Origin of the sequence: Novipirellula herctigrandis (assembly GCA_007859835.1) — a bacterium.
Lineage (GTDB): Bacteria > Planctomycetota > Planctomycetia > Pirellulales > Pirellulaceae > Novipirellula_A > Novipirellula_A herctigrandis.
Genome location: SJPJ01000001.1, coordinates 979,177 through 996,057, shown reverse-complemented (window position 1 = coordinate 996,057; position 16,881 = coordinate 979,177). Strand labels below are relative to the sequence as shown.

Here is a 16,881-nt window from a genome sequence, read left to right as displayed (position 1 = left end):
CCGTTTCTCGGTTAAGGGTGGTTTCTCGTTTGAGCTTGATGGCGTGGCGTGGACTTTCGGCCACGGTTGACTTTTGGCAGCGACTCGAAGCCGCAGCGATTTGCGATCTTTATCGCGGGAACGGATTCGTTGAGACGAGACGGCTCGCCGTCGAAGTGGATGCCTCAGCCAATTTCGCTTCGTACTTAGCCTTCATCGCGGCAATCCGCGAGGCTCGTGCTTGACGCTTCTTTTCGGCCCTTTCCATTCTTGTCGCTGTCAGAACTTGCCTCTCTTCATCCGCTTGTTGCAGCAATTGCTGTTGACGAATCGAGTTAAGTTGTTGCTGCTGCATTTGCATCTGGCGCTGCATCGCGTACATCTGCATTTGCTGCAGTGCGATCGCTCGTTGGTATGAGTACGTGTTGGGGGAGACCGAACCAATCGATGCCAATGAACTGAGTGATCCAGTCGGTGAGGTTGGTGTCATTGAACGTATGGGAGGTCCGCCTCGCCCTCCGCCACCGGAGCATTGAGCGGCGACTTCGTTCGATGACGCCAACAAAGCCGCGAACAGGGACAGGATCATGGTTAAGGTCTTAGTGTGCGTCGACATCGGAAATCTCCCAGTGCGTTTAGAAGAGAGGGTTTGCAGGGATGTTGCTGTCATTGCAGATCTCGGCCGCCTTGGGTTGACCCGATTGGCGTGACGGAAATCACAGTGTTGAAGCAACGTCCTTAACTAGAAAGGACTGTTTTGCAGAAGCGTTGTCACGGAAGAGAAGAAAATTGAGCATTTTTTTGGAGGAGGCCATTTTCGGCGTGACGCCAACAAAAACTTGCGACATAGGCAAGTAACTTAATCAGCTAGCTATTCCAACCGTTCCTTCAGCTTTCTACGAGCGCGGTGCAGACGGCTGCGAACGGTCCCGGTGTTCGTCTGCATGACTTTCGCGATCGATTCGTAGTCATACAACTCGTACTCTCGTAAAATCAATATGGTCCGATGTAACGGATCGATTTTAGCGAGCGCCAGGCGGACTCGGCGGCATTCTTCATTCCGCTCCGCAATTTCCGACGGTGACTCATTCCGCTTCGCTCTTGGCCTTATTCGACTTTCTTCGATCGATCCAAGCTGTAGGGATCGATGTTTGCTTGGCACATACGTTCGTCGCGAATTGAGTGCAATCCGGTATAGCCAAGAATAGAATTGGCCATGATCACGTAGTTTTTCAAGATTCGTAAACGCCTTCATCCATGCATCTTGAACGATATCCTCGGCGGCGCAAGGGCACCCGACATTGATGCTGAGCGATGTATGGAGCTTGTCGTAGTAACGAAGAACCAATTGTTCAAAGCCGCTCGGCTCGCCACGGATCGCGATTTGGATCAACTCCGAATCCGATGCGGTTTGCGTATGCGAAGTCCGAGTGTCGAAAGCGTAGGCCATGAGGGTAATCTCAAATAGAAGCGTTGCCCTTTAGTTAACGAAATTATTAGCGATTTGAAGTCACCGCTACTCTTCATCGAGTGAATACAATGGCATATGGCGGTAGTAGACTTCCAAGCAGTACAGTGACATGCACGTTGTGTAGAGACGTCCGCCGTGTGAGCCCCATGCATCGCGAAGCGGTGACCAGCTTCCTTTTTCGTTGCCCCGTTGTATTTGCGTCGCTGGAATTCCGACTCGCATTGTCTCGTTCCACTGCGTCCACAGTGGTCCGCCATAATGATGCATTGCTTGGGTTGCGTAGTACCAGTAATAGACGTCCGGCGCACGCGTATTCAATGGATGATTGGTCGCCAACGATCCTAGTCCTTGCGCCATCCCAGGTTGGTTTCGATGCCAACCCAGATATTGGCGGCAGAGGATTCCTTCGGCAGTCATTGATGGCGAGGCAACTTCACCCAATTTGTACGCATACTGCGAATTGTAGTCGCTGCCGACCGAATCAAGGTACTTCTCGACATTATCAAAGACGTACCGCTCGACTCGCAAACCGGCCGCCTGACCGCTTTTCAATCCCATCACGAACCATCCGGTGACGGATGTATCCGAATCGAATCGCGGTTGGTAACGCCAACCACCTTGGGGTGATTGGGATTGCACGGCAAAGTCGCACGCCGCTTGAGCATGTGGGTGTAGCCAGTCGTCTTTCGTCATTGCATACAATTCACACAATGCGATCGTCGCTTGAGCTTGCGCATACATTTTTTGCTGGTTGTGGGTTTTATGGGCCATAAAGCCGCTTCGATCTTGTTGGGCGACCAGCCATGCCGCAGCCTTCTGAACGTGCACCCGATAGATTCCGCTTTGGTGCGTGTTACCCGCCCCCATGAATGCCAATAACGCCATTGCAGTCGCAGCGGTTTTGTTCTCGAACGGAGCACCGCTGCTATACGGCCCCACCAAACTCCAACTGCCGTCGTAATTCTGTTGTCGTTTGAGCCATTGAAGCCCCAATTCGACCGCCTTCTCGGTCTCCTCGGTTCCTCCGAATTCTCTTAGCAGAGCTTTCTTCATCGCCCCGCTACGACCGCCAAACATCGACGTGTCCATTGCGGCTAGCTTGGCGGAAATTCCGTCCGAAACAGACGATTGCTTCATTGCGTCAAGCATTGGTTCGACACTTGCAAAGGAAATGGGCTCGATCACGATTGGCTGGGGGGGCAATTCGACCGTTTGGATTTCTGTTTCATGGTCCGCCTCGCTTGTGAACTCATCTGGCAATTCAACCGGGGCGATCGAAAATTCGGTAAACGCCGCAACCGCATCTCGGTCGCCTTGACTTAATGACAGCAGCAGCGGGCTAGATTCGTCGATCGAGATCGTGATGAACGCAAGTACGAGTAACAGAATCAAATGCAAGACGGTACTGATAAGCCAAGCAGGGGTGTCCTCGATTCGCCGTTTGAATGCACGATAGCAGCGGACGCTTCGCTTTGGTTTTGCTTTGAATGGCTGTTCTTCCTCAATCAACGGCCACGCGATTGGAATGTTTTGGATCTCTGCAGATTTAGCTCTCTTCGGTGGCGTCTGTTTCGTCTTCGCAAAGGGTTGGCGAATATCCGTTCCAAGCCAACGTGGATGCATCGCATGTCGCGCTACGGCCGGTTGAGCCACAATGGGTGGTGCAATCGGTGGAGGTACAATTGGTGGTTCTAGCAGGCCGGATTGAGAAGATGCAGCCATTCGAGGAGCTTTCGTTAGCGTTGCGAAAGTAACATTAGATTCTTGTTGCCGTGAGGATAAGAGTTCTGTTTGATGAAAACGGCCGCTACCTGTAAGGGGAATTTCGATCCGTATTCGTCACACCCATTTCCTCACAATTTCAGTTTGCGGCCGGGGACCCCGTCGTTGGACGTCGAAAAATGACAATCTCGACTTACGCCTTTTGGGGATCCCCCAAACATGATGGTTTCTTGAAAAAAATGAGAGGGATTGCTCTCGATAGTGACTAGCGGAACGTCACTTGAATGTTTGAGAAGGTATCTGATGACGGAGGACGTCAATCGGATTAACGATCTGCAGGAGTACGGCCCAACACGATATCAAAATGGCATGCCAATTCACCGATCTTTGAATCCGGTAGTGGCTTGAAGTCGCCCAGAATCCGTTCTCGTTCCGCAACATCACCTGCTCGACGAAAGACTCCGTCGCGGGCGTTCCCTTCGTGGCCGCGAATCATCAATTGGGTTGTCAAGACTTCGTGTCCGTTTTGGGACACTTTGATGTGAATATGCGGAGCCGGACGCCCAGGGTAAGGGACCGGTTTGATGGTGCGAAAACGGTAACCACCATCCGACGCTGTTTCAAATTTACCGTAGCCTTGAAAGTTCTGGTCTTGCTGTTGTTTTTTTCGATCGCTGTCACGCGAATGCAGGTACACCGCGTTGGCATCACATTGCCAAATCTCGACCGTCGCATTTTGAACCTCTGACCCAGATTTGGTCAAAATGCGACCTGTCAGATGAGTGATTTCGCCAACCGCCGGCGTCGTGTTGTCATTGACAATGATCAAATCATTGTCCTGATCCAAAGGGAGTCGATCTGGAAAGAACGGTCCTTCGGTCAACCGCGGCGTCGCGAGTAGTTCTTCAGCGAACAAACCCGGAGTCGAAAACAGGGCCATGCCTCCGGCGGCAATTGCCGAACGTCGATTCAAGTGCGCATATTTCAAGGCTTAAGTTCCTGAAGCACGAGGATGGTGAAGGTGCCGCGATCTTGTCGGCGACCAGCAGAAAAGGGAAGTTGCTGGGGGAAAAGTTTGCGAGCGAATTCCTGTTAATTGTTACGACAATTGCCAGAAACCGCCATTGTTTTGTCGAAGAATCACAAACTTTGTGCAGACTAGCGGCAGCTGGAACCGCAGTAAGAAGCACGCCTTAGATGTGTTTTCACACTCTTTGCGTCAGCTTTTTGGTGCAAGAAGTAAAGCCTTACCAGAGGCTTTGATCGGACGGGGCGCATTACCTTTTGGTCGCGCGCTTCCGCTTGAGGCGTATCCGCTTGCACGATACCAATGGACGGTTCCGCCTGATCCTCGGCATTCAAGATCCTCGGCATTCAAGAGTCCAAGAGGGATCTCAACTGTCCTTGGGACAATCGTTGCTAGCCGCCTAAACGGCTGGCAAGCAAGTCTCTAACTGGCCTCACCTGGTTTTTTTCGCCAACCCGATTTTGCAGCACTGTGATGCAAGGCAAAGCTAATCGTGTTAGGCCCAGGCAATACAGGCGGCATCAATGTCGACTAAATAGATCGTGATTTCTAGTGCGCAAAAAACGCTGGCACACACTCTTTCGTGTCTCGGATCTACTCGTTGTAGTGAACCAAACATCACTGCCTTGTTGCTCGCTTGGCAGTCAGAAATTGCTTGGGCGAACTTGCGTGTGTCGGACGATGCACTGATGTCAACTACAAAAGTGTGGGGTCATCAGCTAGCGACCTATCGATTGTGTCTTCCAAGCTGAGGACTTCAGTCGCTGTCGTGTTGCTTAACAAAAAAAAATTCTCCAAAATGGGACGAAATGCTAAACATAATTTCAGTCTTACCCATTGGCACGTTTGTGCAGAATCCACTCACTTATGCCTAGTCGTATCCACCATTAAAGGACCGTGAAGCTCTCGATTCAAACTGCGAACAGAAAAGGTCATAACTACGATTGGTAGAGCAGTAAGATCCTTAAGCAATGGAAAAATGATGCGTAACAAAGCACTCTATTTCAATCAGTCATGTCCGGTGTGTGGACGGAGGCTTTGGGTTCCAATTGAGTTGCTACGATTCAGCGAGGCGATCTGAAGACGGGTCGAGCCTGGGCCATCAAGGAAAGCTTTCTAGACTTTTGGACTTACGTCGACGCCTACTCGGCAGAGGACTTCTTCGAGCGTTGGTGCGGCTGGGAGATCCGAAGTCGTCTCGAACCGATTAAGAAGGTCGGCAGGATATTGAAGTCCCATATGGATGGACTGTTGAGCGATTTTCGATACCGATTTACCAATGCCGTTGCCGAAGGGTTCAACAGCCGAACCAAAAGCAATAGATCAGAGGCAAGAGGCTTCCGCACTTTCAAGAGCTACCGCCTACGAATCCTCTTCTTTTGCAGCAAACTGGAAATGATGCCGAATACCTGCCACTAAAATTCCGGAAGAACCTCCACAGGCGCTGCGATGACGATCGAGTCACGGCTCACACCGGGAAAAAAAGTCCGGGTGAAGTCGGGAGCGTTTCAAGGGCTTGAGGGGACCATCATTAAAAGGAAAACCGGTAGCCGCCTGTTGATCGCCGTGCACTACTTGCATCAAGGAGTGTCGGTCGAAATTGATGACTTTATGGTTGAGCCGCTCTAGGTATTGGGTATGCAGCGAGATGACGCATGCATGCGTGATGCGCCATGCAGGTGGGATGATTGTGCGCGGGCAATCCATTGTGACAGCACGCTTGATCCAGGCGTGCGGATCCAGGCGTGCGGATCCAGGCGTGCGGATCCAGGCGTGCGGTTACCGAAAAGCACCCTCGAGAGGATTCGAACCTCCGACACCCGCTTTAGGAAAGCGGTGCTCTATCCCCTGAGCTACGAGGGCCCCTCCATACCGAGGGCATGTGCGAAAGTTTGAAGTGTGACGCGGGAAGTGTGAAGGGGGTGTTCTCGGCGGATGTGTGTGTTGCTGCTAAAATAGCGGATCTTGCTGGTTCAGTTTCCTCATTTTTGCTCTTGATTTTCATGAATTCTTCCTCCCTGCGTGCGATTTATCGGATCTTGGATGCTTCGATCAATCGAGCCACCGAAGGTGTTCGGACGCTCGAAGAATTCGCTCGATTTGACCTCGAGGATTCCAAGCTGACGGAATCATTCAAAACGATCCGGCATGATTTGAGCACCTCCGTGAACCGCTTTCTGTCTCGCGACCAATTGCTTGCCTCGCGGGATACCCCGGGTGACGTGGGGACGAAAATCGAAAACGATTCCGAATACGAGCGGGCCGATGCGTCGGGCGTTGTGGCTGCGGCAGCTTCGCGTGTCCAGCAGTCGCTTCGAGTGATCGAAGAATACGGCAAAACAATCGATGCGGCGCTGGCAAAAGAGGTTGAACAGATTCGCTACCGCGCTTATCACCATTGTGCGTCGCTTGAGTTACGAGTCGACACGAGTGATCGGCTTGGGCTGCTCCGGCAATCGCGTCTGTATTTTCTGATCGATGCCCATGCGAGCGAAGAGGCATTTGTTTTGTCCATCCGGGGGCTATCGGACGCCGGGGTCGATATTTTTCAACTGCGAGACAAGGCGGTCGATGACCGCACGCTCTACTCTCGATCCGTTGTCGCGGCCAAAATCGCGCGCGGGCTTGGTCGGCTCTTCATTGTCAACGATCGTCCGGATATCGCTGTGGCTGCTGATGCGGACGGGGTTCACGTCGGGCAAGAAGAGTTGCCGATTTCGATTGTTCGGTCGATGGTCGGCCCCCGCCGAATCGTGGGCCTTTCGACGCATTCGGTTGACCTGGTCGACTCGGCCGAATCCGGCGGAGCGGACTATATTGGTTGCGGTCCCGTGTTTTCGAGCCGAACGAAGCAATTCGATCAATATGCCGGTACTGAATTCTTGAAGCAAGTCGCCTCGCGCAGCCATCTTCCGGCGTTTGCGATTGGAGGAATTGATTTGACGAACTTGTCCCAAGTTATTGATGCGGGGTTCAACCGTGTTGCGGTGACAGGAGCCATTCGTGATGCGGAACACCCGCTTTTGGTGGCGCGTCAGATCAAATCACAACTCTTGTAGCGCGACGCCGCCTGTTGCCTTGGCTAGCTTAATCAAGTCGTCGTTGCACTCTTCAACGATGAATACATGCAGCAGGATTCCTTTAAGCTCTTCTGGCTTGACATTGATTCCGTGATCGCCATCGGTCACGATGATCAATTCAGGTTGCTCCGAACTAATGTCGCTCACCAGGGTTTTGATTCGCTTGATGCCTTCTCGCAGAGCCAAGTTTATGTCGGTATCGTCGCCCATGAAGAATTCATAGTGCATTTGCCGAATTTGCTCGCGGGCTTCTGCGACTTCCGAGATGACAACCTGATCGTGAACAACGGAATCGAAAAAACTGTAGCCGAGGATGGCTTCGCGCCGCGAAACCGCTCGCAATCGATTTAGCAGAATGGCTAGCAGTTTGTAGATCCGTTCGCCCTGTTGCATCGATTTGCTACGATCCAACATGGCGTAGAAGAATTGCTTTTTGTCGCTTCGTTTGATCTTTTCTCGCACCATGAAACTTTTTGTTGCCAAACGATAGCGAAAGTACTTTGGAGCAGCGACCTTCAACGCCCATGCTGCTGGCGCGATCTTTGGCAACTCGTCGTACGATTGCATCATCCGCATACGTGTTTGATCCCCATCGGGCGAGGGAATCATTTTCTTCTCAAAGCGTGGCTGAAAGGCAACGTATTCGTTTGCAATCCGCGAAATCCTTAGCAACGCTTCCATTCCGGGTTCGGCCAACAATCGCGAGGCGACATCCAGGCGACGAACGGACAACGGGTGCATTTCCTTTTGCTCGGGCTCTTTGCGAATGCCGCCAAAACAATCGGAGAATAAGGAAGCGATGCGGCCACGTGTGTCGATGTTTTCGACGAGCTGGATCGACGTGACTCCACGATCCCGTGACATTTGTTCGTGGTCGATCTTGTCGGTTGGCTTTAGCATGCTTTCGTCGGGCAAGCATTCAAGTAAATCGACCTCGTCGGCTTCCAATCCTCCGACTTCGCCAAGTGCCCAATTGATTTGGCGAGTGATCGTGTCGGGCGGAATACCAACGGCGACCGATCGTTTGGCGGTGGAGATGACGGCGACGTTTGCAATCGCTCGATCCACATCGGTACGTCCACGGATGTGATCAAATTCAACGTCGCGAAGGGCTTGGGCAAGTAGCAAGTAGGTTTCGATATCGCGATCTGACCAGCGGAAAACTTCATCAAGCCATGTCGTCACTTTCCACATTCGCAGTCGGTAGGTGAACCGGACTCGTCGTTCGATTTCGCTCGCACCTGCGAGTCGGCCCTCGTCGACCAAGTGGACACCGTCCCAAATCATTGGGACTGCGACGTGATGCATTCCAATCGCATCGAGCTTGTTGATGACTTCGGCCGTGTTGATTTGTTGACGGCGTTCACTCGATTCCGGATAGCTGACGTGAGTGTGATAGCGAATAAAGTCGCGAAATTTTCGCTCGACACGGATGCGATCCATCGACTAGCTCCCCGCTTCGATTTCGGTTGCCAATTCGTCGACTAAGGTTTCGCTACGTTTTTTCCATTTTTGCAGGGCTGGATCGGAAATTTGCAGATGTAGTAATTCGTGCTTCAGTGAATCCATGCTGCTCATCAAATCCACCATTGCTGTGATTGCTTCGTCGTTGACGTCGCCACGAGCTTCATCGTCAAGCTGTTTCGCCATTTCGAATTTGGCGTTGATCTCTTCCATTTTTCCCTGCAACCGCCCCGCACGTTCGTCGATATCGCTTAGCAACACTTCGACACCCCCTTCGAGAAGAGCTGACCGGATCATCGCTTCGACATCTTTCTTGTACGATTCCATCCCTTGGACGTTACGAATCGTCAGAATGTCCTCGACAATCATTTTGCGTCGCCCATGTCGTCCGACGCTGTTGGCTGCCAGTCGTAGTCCGCCCAATGCGATACGTGGCGACACGTGGAACCCAGCGTCACGTTCGTCGTTGAGGTCGGCGATGACGTGTGCGTAAATGCGGTTGAGTTTGCGGCGGTCGGGCCCAGCGTCCGGGTGCGTTTTGCTGAACAGGGCCTCATAATCGGTTTGCTCGTAGGATGGCCAGCGGACTTCTAATTGCAATGGGAACCGTTCGAGAAGTGCTTTGACCGCGTCGCTGTCTTTCGCGAATTGACGCGGGTCCTTGTTGGTACATGCGACGATCGATTTGGACATCATCGGAACGCCTTGGTTGCCGTTCATGAAAACGCGTCGAGTAAGAACGTCTTTCAGAGGCAAGAGGGCTTGGCTTGATGCGTCGAGAATTTCTTCGAGGATGACGACTTCGTAGGGCAAGAACGACCGGTCGGTGTCGTATTCCAAGCAAACATCAAGTTTGGCGATATTTGGGCCGCCCCAAAGCCGGTCTTCGGTCATTCCTTCGCCGAATGACTGTAAAAAGATCTCGTCTTCTTCGTACCCCAGTGCTCGTAACGCGGTCATAACCATGTCGGATTTTCCATGGCCGCCCGGTCCCCAAAGAAGGACATTGCAAGGTTGGAAAAAGGCGTGGGTAAGGACTTGGACAATTTCGTCAGCGTGAATGAACCTCGATTCGAGAGTTTCGCGAACCATTTTTGGGATCTCGCGGCGCGGCGTCTTAAGAGGGCCCGCGTTGTGGTGCGAAAAATCTTGTTCCGAAAGCGGGATGTTGACGAGTTCCTTCGAGGAGGCACTGTCGACAGACTTTCCGCCCGGGAGTTGCTTTTCGATGCGTCGAGCCAGATCCGCTGTGTAGGATTGCATTCCCTGAACGAAGCGAATGCTTTGGAATGCGTCGGGCGTGATGATGTCGTCGCCGTGGATACGGGCGGCGTTGGAGACGACTTCGAGTGATTGAATGGCCATCCGCGGCGACATGATAAATGTTTTGTCTTCGTTGAGCCCCGCGATGACTTTGGAAAGGAGCGTGTGGAGTTGTTTGCCGCCCATGCTCGCACCGGGGCGAACTTTGGCGAACAATTCTCGGTAGTGCTTCGCTTCGTAACCAGGCCAACGGACTTCTTTCTGTAACAAGAATCGTTCCATCAACGCTTGAACTGCATCGCTATCTTCGGCGAATTCCCGAGGGTCTTTGTTGGTGCAAGCGATGACGACCTTTGCCGACATCTCGACGCGTTCGGGGCCGTTCATAAAGACGCGACGGGTCAAGACATCTTTTAGTGGCAACAACGCTTGGGCGGGTGCGTCGAAGAGTTCTTCGAAGATGACAACCTTATACTGTGGGGCCAGGAACGATCGAGTCGTGTCGTAGCGCACACATGTATCGAGCGACGCCATGTCCGGTCCACCCCACAAGCGGTCTTCACTCATCCCTTCGCCAAACGATTGGATGAAAATTTCGCTTTCGGCAAGTCCTAACCCCCGCAGAGCAGCAACGGCCATTTCCGATTTTCCGTGACCGCCAGGCCCCCAAAGCAGAACATTGCATGGCTCGTAAAAGGCAGCCGACAATAGGTCCGCGATTTCATCGCAAAACACAAACTGATCTCGAAGTGCCGATTGAATCGTCGGCAAAATGTCTTTACGAGGCGTCGAAAGCCAAAAGGAATCAGGTGTAGCCAAGAGAAATGATTAGCTATTGAGGATTACGCTGGAAACACCATCGGGATTTCCGGCATTGGATGAGAGATAGACGACGAAATTGCGAGAGTTGCCGGGCTTCCGTTAGTCGGGCCCGCCGGCGTTGGTTACTCCAAATATCCAGCGTAGCACGTGTACTCGATCCCTGCTTGGACCAACGGGTTAATCTTGCTGTCTTGTTTTGGGCGGACGAAGATGTCGTAATTATCAACGTCGACGCGAACGATTTCCGCCGGAATTTTTTCGACGCCGTTTTCACAGGGGACGCTCAAGGTTACCGACAATGGAGCCCCCTGTTGTGTCAGTCGTTTTTCCCAATCGTCGATCGTGGGTGGATCGGGGGAGTCGGTGTCGATTGCTTTTTCCACCAAGTCCACATTCGGTATGTCCAAACCGAGCGGCACGCGACCGTCCCATTCCAACCTTCGCCGCAATTCAGGTCCTGTCCAGCAATGGGAGCGGGGCGACCATGTAAACAGAATCGCACTTTTTCCGGCGGCCTGTGCAGCGATTTTAAACAATCGTTCTTCTGCCTTGGGATTCTCATCAATTATTTCGATCGACATACGACGAAGCTTTTGATCCAACGCAAGCTGAAGATCTTTGGGCAACTCTTTGAGTTCATATTCAGGATGCGACCAGAGTATCAAAATCCGATTGCCACTTTGCGAACTCGCTAGCCATGCTTGTTCCAGTTTGCGTGATTGGCCGTCAAACGGTTCGGCCGAAAACGGCTCGCCCAGTGCGGCTTCGAGCAATTGCTCGATTGCATCGCCACTAATTTCGCCGCCATCACCCATCACTAAGTCTCCACTGGACGCAGTGTTGCTGCCAATCACCAACGGAAACTTTTTCAACAAATCGATCAGTTTCGGCTGATTGCAATACCATTGCAGTCGGCTGTTGTTGAAAGATCGATTGAGGAACCGAGTCGCTTCGTCTCGATCGAGAGCGTCCATTGCCTCGTTCAGGTTATCGAATTGACCTGTGGCCAAGTCGAGTGACACGGTCAGGGGAATTGCATCGTCAGTAGGTGGAATCGAAGCAAGCCATTCACGTGCTTCTTCGATTCGACCAGCGCGTGCCATCGCGGTGATAGCGTTTTGGATGCGATCGTCGTAGAGCCACGTTTCGTCCGAGTCGGTATGGGCGACACATTCCTTGAGTGCCGACGCGGCCTCGTCGGCATTCCCTTGCGACCATTCGAGCATTCCGACTTCTTGACGAATCGATGCATAGATATCCCCCGAAACGACGCCCATCTGATTCGCTACTGCTTGCCATTGTGCGCATTGATTAGGATCGCGCAATCGAACCGATTCTTCGACGGCGGTTGAGATGAACGGTCCGATCGATTCATGGGCGAGTTGATCGAGATTTTTTGGCGGTTTTGATTGGCTGAGGACACAATCGTTTGCCCATCGGCGAACAATCGCAGGTCGCAGATAAGATTGGTCGTCATCAATCACTGTGTTCGAAAGGTCCAGTGCATCTAGGTACAACTGATCGCCTTGTACGGGATCATTGGAAACATAGGCTTGGTGTGCTAGCAGTCGCAGTTGCTGCAGGCGGACCGAATCAGATGGTGATTTCGATGTGGCATTGAGGAACGCGGTGGCGATTTCCGGTCGATTCGAGGTGAGAAGATAGTCGCCGACTTGCCAATGGCGGTTCAGATCATCGGGCCAACGCGTTGTCACGTCCGCAGGTCGTCCGAGTTTCAACAGCGTCGTTGCGATATAGTACTCGGTCGTGTCCTTGATCCATTGGTCGTCTTCTTCGATCGCATTGGTGTTGTTCAATTGCCACGCTAAGAACGTCTCGAAGTCCGCAAGAGCACTCTCGTTTTGGCCATCTTCGTAAAAGGCAAAACCACGCAGCCCAGCCGCCCAAGGATTTTCAACAAAGTCGGTTTGCTCGGAGAGCGCGTCTATTAGTTTCCTGGTATCGCTGTAGAGAGCATCGTCGTAGGCGCGGCGAACGAGCTTTTGGGTCGTGGCCTCGATGTCGGTAGATTCGGCGAATAGTTTTTTGAATTCGCTTTCTTGAAGGCGTAATGCCAAATAGTCATTCGACGCAGCCACAGCCAATTCCTCGAGCTTCACCGTCTTTTGGGCGGCGAGAAAATGAATAGCCGCTGCCTCGTATTCGTTGTTGGACCAAGCCAAGTTGGCTGCTGCCATGTCGGCTAATCCCATGGGCAAATCGCTTCGTGTTTCGATTGCATTGAGAAGTGCTTCGCCGAATTTGGTGTTGTCGGCCGCTGTGTCGAGGATACGTGTCCAACCATTTTCGGTTTCGGCTTTCTGTTGAACGTTAAGCAGGACCTCAACATCTTTGGGCCGCGATTGACGCAGCACACAATTGGCGACCGTCGGATCATGGGGGATCATTGGCAGTGCTTTGATCGCCAAATCAGCCGATTCGTCGTCACGACCGAGTTCATTATAGATTTCGGACAAAATCCACTGTGTGTTTGGGTGGTCGGGCGATTGGTTCTGCGATTTCAACGCGGCTTGCAGCGCCTCTTCGTTTTGGTCGAGACTCCATAGGCAAACCGCCATCGACGGCCAAACCCCCAACATTGCGTCGGGGTCTTGGATCGCTTTCATCGCGGCGATCGCCTCGGCATATTGATACATTCGCATCCAAGAGTGTGCGGTGCGAAGTTGGAACGAGGGGCGATCCGCGGCAAGCATTAGTGTTGATTCGGCGCTGCGGACGATTTGTCGAGCTTCCTCGTGGCGGTCTTCTTGCCAAGCCGTTTCGGCGTCGACCAGTAGTTCGAGTGCCGTGTAGTAACCGTCGTCTACGGGTGGTTCACCCTTCAAATAGGCCGCGTACTCGTCCGATTCACGCCGACCAAATTCGAGACGTTGCCAATCATAGAACCTCCACTTTCCCTCTTCCTTGACCAAGAACCACTGGATCGTTTCGACTTGATTGTCAGCAGAATAACTCAATAGATCGACTTCGGCCAAATCGCCAGAGGCGTCCAAACGCACGTCGAGGATCCGGTAGTGTGCGTCAAGAGCCTCGGGAAAAATGGGACTTTCGTTCAACCAATTTCGCATCGTGATCCGTTCGATAAGGCCGAAGTCACTGGTACAGAACTCGCTCTTTCCGACCGCTTCGATGAACACGCCCGAGCTAAACGGAACGTCTTCTTCGGCGACTAACGCATCAGCCGATTTGCGGATAAAGGAATCAAGTGACGACTGGGGCACCACTAGATCCGAAAGCGGGTCGGTGGCAACCTTGGCAAGTGATTGATTAAAGTTGGCTAGGTCGCTTGGGAAGGACGGTGGCGTTTCGGGCAGCGTAACGTCGCTCGGCGGTTGCGCTATCCGTTGCATCGCGATGAATCCGACCACGCCTAAACCGCCGCAAAGCATCACAGTAAACAAAGCGATCACGCCGAGTACGACGAAGATTCGTTTGTTGGAATGAGTGGGATTCGCCCGCGAATTGGGGGGGATTGGGGGAGGCGTATGCGATTGCGAAAATGGGTTGTCGTTTGACACGTGCGATCCATGGCAATGGTTGATGTCGATCGGTCTAGTATGTCTGATAAAGCGATTTTACAGGACATTGCGAAGACATAGTAGGCAATGCAGCGGCAAGTCAATGCACTGGCAATATGTGTGGTTGTCCGTTTTTAACGAATCGATCACAACTAGCGAATGCAAATCCTCAAACATGCTCTATCGGACCCGGCTGACCAATTGGCTCTTGATGAGTCGTTATTGTTAATGGCGGATGAAGCGAGCAAGCAAGAAGATTCGTCTGCGAAACGATCAAACGAAGTCATTCGCGTTTGGCAATTTCGCGATCCGGTTGTCGTGGTCGGGCGGTCTTCGCGGGTGGCAGAGGAAGTGGACGTTGCGTACTGCCAAGCGGAGTCGATTCCAGTATTTCGTCGTTGTACCGGCGGTGCTTCGATCGTCGCTGGGCCGGGGTGTTTGATGTATAGCGTTGTACTCGATGTCGATATGCGGCCTACGATTGGTCGGATCGATTTGGCTCATGAATTTGTCATGCAACGTGTTTTACAGGCTGTCCGTCAACAGTTGCCCGATGTGGCGTTTCAGGGTACCTGTGATTTGACGTTTCAAAACAAGAAGTTCTCGGGCAATAGTATGCGGATGGTGCGTCATCATGTCCTGTACCACGGTACAATCCTGTACGCCGCCGACCTCGACCGAATCGCCCGTTGTCTAAGGACGGCACCGCGGCAGCCCGACTATCGCCAAGGCCGCGAGCATTCGCAATTTATCACGAATATTCCTGTCAATCCGGAAGTTTTAGAGCAAAGTCTGTATGAAGTTTTTGGGGCAAGTGAGGTGTCATGCGACAATTTGCCAGTCGACAATATTGCCCATTTGCGCGAAACTCGCTACTCAAATCATGGATGGAACTTTCTGCGATAAGTGGTATCTTTTAGCGGTTCGGTCGTGACCATTTCAACGAACCTCTAATTGAACCATTATGAATCTTGAAGCTCTGAAAACTCGCCTCGCAGAATTCTCACAATCGCATGTCCTTCAGTTTTGGGACCAACTCAGCGAAGTCGAGCGGGAATCGTTGGTCGGTCAATTAGAGGAGATTGATTTTGCACAGCTCAGCACACTGATTGCAGACGAAGACGAGAAGCCTGACTTTGCGGCGATCGCCGCGACGGCCCAGGCACCACCGGCGGTTTTGGCCGATGGGTCGGGGGCCAGTTGGACGGTGGACGAAGCGACCACGCGAGGCGAAGCAGCACTACGGGCCGGTGAGGTTGGTGCGATTCTTGTCGCTGGCGGACAGGGAACTCGGCTGGGCTTTGACCGACCGAAAGGAATGTTTCCGGTTGGTCCCGTTTCGAATCGGACACTGTTCCAAGTGTTTGCCGATCGTTTGTTAGCGATCGGGGCAATTTACGGCGCCGCGATCCCGTTCTACATCATGACAAGTGACGCAACCGACGCCGAGACGCGAGCGTACTTTGAAGAGAACAATTACTTAGGTCTCAAGAAGGAAGACGTATTTATTTTTCGCCAAGGGACGATGCCGGCGGTCGATGCGAATAGCGGGAAATTGCTATTAGCGTCGAAAGCTTCCTTGGCACTCAGCCCCGATGGGCACGGTGGCACGGTTCGAGCGCTCGATCGGAGCGGAGCCTTGGCGGATGCGAAAAAACGCGGTGTCAAACATCTAGCTTACATTCAAGTCGACAATCCGCTTGTGAATCTGTGTGATCCCACCTTGATTGGTCATCATTTGATGAGCCGAAGCGAATTGACGACCCAAGTAATCCGAAAACGCTATCCGATGGAAAAGGTCGGAAATATTGCGATCGCGGATGGTCGAGTACAAGTAATCGAATACAGCGATTTGCCGGAACAAGCCGCCGAGGCGCGAGACGCCGATGGCGAATTGAAGTTGTGGGCCGGCAGTATCGGCGTGCACGTGATCGACGTCGATTTCCTGGTGCGGATCGCGTCCCAAGCGAGTGCATTGCCGTTCCATCGGGCGTCCAAGAAGGTGCCGTATCGGAACGAGGCGGGCGAGCGTGTTGACCCAACCGAGCCAAATGCGGTGAAGTTCGAGAAGTTCATCTTTGATTTGTTGCCGAGTGCCAAGAACGCGTTTGTGGTGGAGGTATTGCCAAGTGACGGATTTGCACCAGTGAAAAACGCTGACGGAGCCGAGAACGACACGCCGAAATTGTCACGCGAGGCGATCGTTGCACAGCATCGGCGATGGCTCGAGGCCGCTGGGGCACAGCTTGGCGAGGAGGTCAAAGTCGAAATTAATCCCCGATTTTCGTTAACACCCGCCCAGTTAGCTGAAAAGATTCCTGCGAATCTGAAAATCGATGACGATCGATACTTTGCCCCCGAGTTACAATAGCGTGGTAGGTCTGGTTTTTGACGCTGGCCTGAGAAGGTTTTAGTACAGCCTTCGGGCTAATTTGATTGCGTTTTATCGGTATCGGGCTCGGACCACCCATTAGGGCGGCGCCGAGGTTGAAGCTGTCGATCCGCGCGGAACTT

12 protein-coding genes and 1 tRNA gene are annotated in these 16,881 nt (G+C 52.5%); 5 read left to right on the top strand and 8 right to left on the bottom strand.

The genetic code is table 11. From position 1 onward, the window contains the following. Positions 1-109 precede the first annotated feature (109 nt). The 4 genes from CA13_RS03360 to CA13_RS03345 form a co-directional block, all read right to left on the bottom strand. The gene (locus tag CA13_RS03360; protein ID WP_146394591.1) at positions 110-595 is read right to left on the bottom strand and encodes a hypothetical protein; all 486 of its coding nucleotides are present in this window, start codon (positions 593-595) and stop codon (positions 110-112) included. Positions 596-850: 255 nt separating this feature from the next. Continuing rightward, positions 851-1,429, bottom strand: coding sequence for an RNA polymerase sigma factor (locus CA13_RS03355; RefSeq protein WP_146394590.1), 579 nt, complete (start codon positions 1,427-1,429; stop codon positions 851-853). 66 nt (positions 1,430-1,495) lie between these two features. Further along, on the bottom strand, positions 1,496-3,172 hold the full coding sequence (locus CA13_RS03350; RefSeq protein WP_419193883.1) for a prenyltransferase/squalene oxidase repeat-containing protein: 1,677 nt from the start codon (positions 3,170-3,172) through the stop codon (positions 1,496-1,498). A 325-nt stretch (positions 3,173-3,497) separates the two neighbouring features. Next, positions 3,498-4,112 carry a dioxygenase family protein gene (locus CA13_RS03345; protein WP_146403371.1) on the bottom strand — a complete coding sequence of 205 codons (615 nt, stop codon included), beginning with the start codon at positions 4,110-4,112 and terminating at the stop codon, positions 3,498-3,500. Positions 4,113-5,261: 1,149 nt separating this feature from the next. Here CA13_RS03345 and CA13_RS03340 point away from each other — a divergent pair. After that, the gene (locus tag CA13_RS03340) at positions 5,262-5,618 is read left to right on the top strand and encodes a transposase (protein ID WP_146403369.1); all 357 of its coding nucleotides are present in this window, start codon (positions 5,262-5,264) and stop codon (positions 5,616-5,618) included. Between the two features lie 30 nt (positions 5,619-5,648). After that, positions 5,649-5,828, top strand: coding sequence for a KOW motif-containing protein (locus CA13_RS03335; RefSeq protein WP_146394589.1), 180 nt, complete (start codon positions 5,649-5,651; stop codon positions 5,826-5,828). Between the two features lie 161 nt (positions 5,829-5,989). Here the strand turns inward: CA13_RS03335 and CA13_RS03330 are convergent. Next, positions 5,990-6,062 (bottom strand) — tRNA-Arg (locus tag CA13_RS03330). Positions 6,063-6,202: 140 nt separating this feature from the next. Between CA13_RS03330 and CA13_RS03325 the strand changes: the two genes are divergently transcribed. Further along, complete coding sequence (locus CA13_RS03325; protein ID WP_146394588.1) at positions 6,203-7,258, top strand: thiamine phosphate synthase; 1,056 nt, start codon at positions 6,203-6,205, stop codon at positions 7,256-7,258. Here CA13_RS03325 and CA13_RS03320 read toward each other — a convergent pair. From CA13_RS03320 to CA13_RS03310, 3 genes are all read right to left on the bottom strand, one after another. After that, entirely contained in the window at positions 7,244-8,722 is a 1,479-nt protein-coding gene (locus tag CA13_RS03320; protein WP_146394587.1) for a hypothetical protein, read from the bottom strand. The genes CA13_RS03325 and CA13_RS03320 overlap by 15 nt on opposite strands. 3 nt (positions 8,723-8,725) lie before the next feature. Then, complete coding sequence (locus CA13_RS03315) at positions 8,726-10,825, bottom strand: AAA family ATPase (protein ID WP_146394586.1); 2,100 nt, start codon at positions 10,823-10,825, stop codon at positions 8,726-8,728. A gap of 125 nt (positions 10,826-10,950) precedes the next feature. After that, a complete protein-coding gene (locus CA13_RS03310) occupies positions 10,951-14,367 on the bottom strand; it encodes a tetratricopeptide repeat protein (protein WP_146394585.1) in 3,417 nt (1,138 codons plus the stop codon). 159 nt (positions 14,368-14,526) lie between these two features. Between CA13_RS03310 and CA13_RS03305 the strand changes: the two genes are divergently transcribed. Together CA13_RS03305 and CA13_RS03300 are read left to right on the top strand one after the other, a co-directional pair. Continuing rightward, positions 14,527-15,273, top strand: a complete 747-nt coding sequence (locus CA13_RS03305; RefSeq protein WP_146394584.1) for a lipoate--protein ligase family protein — start codon at positions 14,527-14,529, stop codon at positions 15,271-15,273. Between the two features lie 58 nt (positions 15,274-15,331). Continuing rightward, positions 15,332-16,738 (top strand): UTP--glucose-1-phosphate uridylyltransferase, encoded by a 1,407-nt coding sequence (locus tag CA13_RS03300; protein ID WP_146394583.1) that lies wholly within the window; start codon positions 15,332-15,334, stop codon positions 16,736-16,738. The last annotated feature ends 143 nt before the right edge of the window (positions 16,739-16,881 follow it).

What these genes read in the sequence shown, in the direction of transcription:
- CA13_RS03360 (WP_146394591.1), bottom strand. Translation starts at nt 595, where the DNA reads ATGTCGACGCACACTAAGACCTTAACCATGATCCTGTCCCTGTTCGCG.
- CA13_RS03355 (WP_146394590.1), bottom strand. Translation starts at nt 1,429, where the DNA reads ATGGCCTACGCTTTCGACACTCGGACTTCGCATACGCAAACCGCATCG.
- CA13_RS03350 (WP_419193883.1), bottom strand. Translation starts at nt 3,172, where the DNA reads ATGGCTGCATCTTCTCAATCCGGCCTGCTAGAACCACCAATTGTACCT.
- CA13_RS03345 (WP_146403371.1), bottom strand. Translation starts at nt 4,112, where the DNA reads ATGGCCCTGTTTTCGACTCCGGGTTTGTTCGCTGAAGAACTACTCGCG.
- CA13_RS03335 (WP_146394589.1), top strand. Translation starts at nt 5,649, where the DNA reads ATGACGATCGAGTCACGGCTCACACCGGGAAAAAAAGTCCGGGTGAAG.
- CA13_RS03325 (WP_146394588.1), top strand. Translation starts at nt 6,203, where the DNA reads ATGAATTCTTCCTCCCTGCGTGCGATTTATCGGATCTTGGATGCTTCG.
- CA13_RS03320 (WP_146394587.1), bottom strand. Translation starts at nt 8,722, where the DNA reads ATGGATCGCATCCGTGTCGAGCGAAAATTTCGCGACTTTATTCGCTAT.
- CA13_RS03305 (WP_146394584.1), top strand. Translation starts at nt 14,527, where the DNA reads ATGCAAATCCTCAAACATGCTCTATCGGACCCGGCTGACCAATTGGCT.
- CA13_RS03300 (WP_146394583.1), top strand. Translation starts at nt 15,332, where the DNA reads ATGAATCTTGAAGCTCTGAAAACTCGCCTCGCAGAATTCTCACAATCG.